The sequence below is a fragment of the Frankia sp. CeCAU1 genome (genome assembly GCF_977971845.1).
Map to the genome: position 1 here is coordinate 1 of NZ_CDWWXA010000236.1, position 3798 is coordinate 3798.

Sequence of the window (3798 nt, forward strand, 5' to 3'; positions counted from 1 at the left end):
AGGGCGCTGGTGACCACCCGGACGACCTGATGGCCGGTGCTCACCATCTGGCGGGCGAAGCGGGCCCGCGGGCCGGAGACGTCGAGCACCCGCGCGGGCCGGGACGGCAGCCATTCGCGGAGCTGGACCGCCGCGACCTCTTCGTAGAACGCCCAGTATGGGTCGTCACTGTTGGCTGGAGCCTCGCAGACCAGGGTGTTCGCTCGTCCGCGAGACGGACCCGGATCGGCGTCGGGGCCAGGCGGCATGAAACGTTCCTACCCTTCGAGGGGCGATGATGCGAGGTAAGTCACACACTCAAGGCGGAAGTCTGACAGATTCCAGGCTCGACCACGCGGTGTCCTTCCCTGTTCGTGCGGATAGATGCGCACCGGATTCGCCGTCCACCGCCGCCGACCCCGGGCAGGTCCCGGGTAATGGACCGCTCACAGCTGTGGACGGCGGACGGCTGCTGGTGGTTCCCGGCACGGCGGAGTCGACGGTGCTCTTCCTGCACGGAGCCGGGACTGGCACGGACACGCCGCTTTTCGTGCAACTTGCGGCATATCTCACCTCTGTCGGGGTGCAGGTGGCGCGGCTGGAGATGCCGTACCGCGTCGCCGGGCGCCGGGCGCCGGACCGCCCGGCCCGGCTCGACGCGGTCGCGATCGCCGCGGTCGAGGCGCTGGGCCCGCCGCGCCCGTTGGCCTTCGCCGGTGCCTCGATGGGATCGCGGGTGGCTATGCGGGTCGCGGCCGGGCTCGAGGCGTGCGGCGTGCTCGCCCTCGGCTTCCCGCTCCAGCCACCGGGAACCACGCCGGCAGGCAGAACCAGGCCGTCGCGGCAGGACGAACTCGACGGTGCGGGCGTCCCGGTGCTCGTCGTCCAGGGTGAGCGGGACTCCTTCGGGCGACCGCGGCCCGATCCGGAACTCGGCCGCGAGATCCATCTCGTCGCGGGAGCCGACCACTCCTTCCGGACCCGCCGACGGGATGCGCGTCCGCCCGGCGAGGCCGTGGCCGAAGCGGCCCGGGTCGGCGCATTCTGGCTGCGGGGCCGGCTGCGGGAATCATCCGCGGGCTGATCCGGTTGTGCGGGCAGTCAGCCGACAGCTAACCGGCAGCCAGACGACGTCACGGAGGCTTCATGACTCCTGGGAGCAGCACCGGCCGGCGGCGGTCCGCGCAGTCGCGGACCGCCGCCGGCCGGCCTTTGCCGAGCGTTGCGCCGATGCGCGCTCCGGCTTTGGCCGGGGTATCGTCCGCTCTGGAAGGACGGTCGCGTGTCGCCCGGTCAGGTGTGGTGGACGCGGGGTGGGCCGCCGGGGAGCATGACGGTGAGGAAGTGATCCTGGTCGACGAGACCACCGAGGAGCGAGGCGCCCGTTTCGAGCAGGACGCCCTTCCCTACCTCGACCAGCTGTATGCGGCGGCCCTGCGCATGACCCGTAATCCCGCCGACGCGGAGGATCTCGTGCAGGAGACCTTCGTCAAGGCGTTCGCGGCCTTCCACCAGTTTCAGGCGGGCACGAATCTCAAGGCCTGGCTCTACCGGATTCTGACGAACACGTTCATCAACACGTACCGCAAGCGGCAGCGCCAGCCGTTGCAGAGCCCTACCGAGCAGGTGGAGGACTGGCAGCTCGCCGAGGCGGGGTCGCATACGTCCAGTGGGCTCAAGAGCGCGGAGACCGAGGCGTTGGAACACCTGCCGGACAGTGATATCAAGGACGCCCTGCAGGCCCTGCCCGAGGACTTCCGCATGGCGGTGTACCTCGCCGACGTCGAGGGCTTCGCCTACAAGGAGATCGCGGAGATCATGGGTACGCCGATTGGGACCGTGATGTCCCGGTTGCACCGCGGTCGCCGGGGTCTGCGGAAGTCCTTGGAAAAGTACGCCTTGGACCGTGGGCTCGTGGCGGCCGGTTCCGCCGACGGCGAGGGCGGTGCGTCGTGAGCTGCGGCGGTCCACACGAGATCGATTGCCGGAAAGTGCTCGACGCGGTTTTTCTGTATCTCGATGGTGAGTGTGAGGGCGGGCAGCAGAATCTGATTCGGGCCCACCTTGACGAATGCTCCCCCTGCCTGCGCGAGTTCGGGGTGGAGCACGAGGTGAAGATGCTCGTCGCCCGTAAGTGCGGCGGGGAGCGTGCGCCCGAGTCGCTGCGGGCGAGCCTGCTCGCCTGGCTGCGGGCCGCCCGGGTGGAGATCGAGGCCGCCGAGTACCGGCCGGAGTAGCTGGGGCCCGCCGGAGTAGCTGGGGCCGGGCGGAGTATCGGGCAGCCCGGGGGCGGGCCGTGGCTGCCACGGCCCGCCGGGTGGCTCAGGTGTTCGGGCGCTTGCCGTGGTTGGCCTTGTTCTTCGCCCGTGCGCGCCGCTTGCGCTTCTTCTTCGCCATCAGGAATCTCCCTCCGTTCTGCTTCGACGTGCAGTCATCGTGCCAGTCCGCACCGACGGGAGGTGACCGGCGGGTCCGTCGAGGCCGTCGTCCTCGTCGGCGTCGCCGAACCCATCCGGTGAGCCATCGCCGAGGTTCCCCTGGGCCGGAGACTGCACCGCCCTGGCGTGGCGGCGGGCCTGCAACGTGCGCCACGCCCGCACGGGGGCCAGCGCTCCGAACAGTCCCAGCGCCGCGGCGATCGCCACGTCGCCGACGCTGACGACCGCGGGCGTCCAGGGCAGGGGCAGCGGGATGATGTCACCGAGCAGGCGCAGGACCGTACCATCCCCGGCCGGCGCGTGAAATGCCGAGGTCAAGATGTCGGAAATCGGTACACCGGCGCGGTCGGCCCCCCACCGCGACACAGGCATCTGGCCGCCGTTCGCGGTGATGACGGCGGCGTTGGAGATGAGACCGGTGACCAGGAGACCGAGTCCGGGCAGGCGGTTGTTCGCGCTGGCGAACAGGGCTGTGACCACGGCGGCCGCGATCCACGCCGGGCTGTGCAGGGCGGGCACGAGTCGGCCGATCGCGAGCACCAGGACCGCCGCGGCGAGCAGCCATGGTCGGGAGACATCGATGCGGGCGAGGGCGCCGAGAGTTCCGCCGCGGGCGAGGCCGACGCCCAGAGCGCATAGCAGGGTCAGCACCAGAAGTACGAGCACATGCGTAGTGTGCGGTGTTATGAGCGACAGTCCCAGCACCGGGCGGTCGCGTCGCCCCAGCGTGCCGGCCCGGATACATCCGGGGCCCAGGGACGTTGGTCGGACAGCCTCGGCGCACTACGCTCTTGCCAGATTCACCGCCGCTGAAGGGAGCCTGATGGCCGAGGAAGTCCGCGCTGAGATGGTGGCCAACGTCTGGAAGGTCGTCGTCGGTGTGGGAGACCCGGTGAGCGCCGGTGACGCCCTGGTGATCCTCGACTCGATGAAGATGGAGATCCCCGTGATCAGCGAGGACGGCGGGACGGTCGCCCGGATCGCGGTGCAGGAGGGCGACGTCGTCCAGGACGGTGACCTGATCGCCGTGGTCGAGCCGCTCCCCGCCGCCTGATCATCCTTGTTCGGCGGGGTAGCGGCTGAGAGATCCGATGCCTCGGGCAATGTCCTAAGCTGCCCATTATGGACGCCGCGTTTTGTGATCGTTGCGGTCAGTTGGCCAGTGTGGGCAGCCACGAGGCCTGCCGGCGGGCCCGCGAGCTGGAGCCACCCCGCTACTGTCGAGCCTGCCGGCGGCGGATGGTCGTCCAGGTCACCCCGGTGGGTTGGTCGGCCCGGTGCGCGGAGCATGGGCTGCTCTCGGTCTGAGCTCGCCGACCCCGCCGGGCGTGGGCGAGGAGGAGGGTGACGTCGTCGTCGTAGCCGTCGTTGCGGTTGAGGA

7 protein-coding genes and 1 pseudogene are annotated in these 3798 nt (G+C 70.2%); 5 read left to right on the top strand and 3 right to left on the bottom strand.

Features of this window, described 5'->3' with window-relative positions; genetic code table 11:
* A pseudogene (locus tag AC08OO_RS22795) lies at positions 1 to 248 on the bottom strand (methyltransferase type 11); the annotation flags it as partial.
* 185 nt (positions 249 to 433) lie between these two features.
* Here AC08OO_RS22795 and AC08OO_RS22800 point away from each other — a divergent pair.
* The 3 genes from AC08OO_RS22800 to rsrA all read left to right on the top strand — a co-directional run bounded on the left by AC08OO_RS22800 (position 434) and on the right by rsrA (position 2216).
* Positions 434 to 1063, top strand: coding sequence for an alpha/beta hydrolase family protein (locus AC08OO_RS22800; RefSeq protein ID WP_476611740.1), 630 nt, complete (start codon positions 434 to 436; stop codon positions 1061 to 1063).
* A 62-nt stretch (positions 1064 to 1125) separates the two neighbouring features.
* Positions 1126 to 1935 carry a sigma-70 family RNA polymerase sigma factor gene (locus tag AC08OO_RS22805; RefSeq protein ID WP_476611739.1) on the top strand — a complete coding sequence of 270 codons (810 nt, stop codon included), beginning with the start codon at positions 1126 to 1128 and terminating at the stop codon, positions 1933 to 1935.
* On the top strand, positions 1932 to 2216 hold the full coding sequence (gene rsrA / locus AC08OO_RS22810) for a mycothiol system anti-sigma-R factor (protein WP_476611738.1): 285 nt from the start codon (positions 1932 to 1934) through the stop codon (positions 2214 to 2216). Before AC08OO_RS22805 ends, rsrA begins: the two co-directional genes overlap by 4 nt.
* Before the next feature lie 85 nt (positions 2217 to 2301).
* On the opposite strand, the gene AC08OO_RS22815 is transcribed toward rsrA, so the two are convergent.
* Positions 2302 to 2376, bottom strand: a complete 75-nt coding sequence (locus AC08OO_RS22815; protein ID WP_369807823.1) for a 50S ribosomal protein bL37 — start codon at positions 2374 to 2376, stop codon at positions 2302 to 2304.
* On the bottom strand, positions 2376 to 3083 hold the full coding sequence (locus AC08OO_RS22820; protein ID WP_476611737.1) for a DUF5317 domain-containing protein: 708 nt from the start codon (positions 3081 to 3083) through the stop codon (positions 2376 to 2378). Before AC08OO_RS22820 ends, AC08OO_RS22815 begins: the two co-directional genes overlap by 1 nt.
* A 157-nt stretch (positions 3084 to 3240) precedes the next feature.
* On the opposite strand from AC08OO_RS22820, the gene AC08OO_RS22825 reads away from it, so the two are divergent.
* Both AC08OO_RS22825 and bsaP read left to right on the top strand, forming a co-directional pair.
* Positions 3241 to 3471 carry a biotin/lipoyl-binding carrier protein gene (locus tag AC08OO_RS22825; RefSeq protein WP_011438140.1) on the top strand — a complete coding sequence of 77 codons (231 nt, stop codon included), beginning with the start codon at positions 3241 to 3243 and terminating at the stop codon, positions 3469 to 3471.
* A gap of 68 nt (positions 3472 to 3539) precedes the next feature.
* A complete protein-coding gene (bsaP, locus tag AC08OO_RS22830; protein ID WP_076806814.1) occupies positions 3540 to 3725 on the top strand; it encodes a biotin synthase auxiliary protein BsaP in 186 nt (61 codons plus the stop codon).
* The last annotated feature ends 73 nt before the right edge of the window (positions 3726 to 3798 follow it).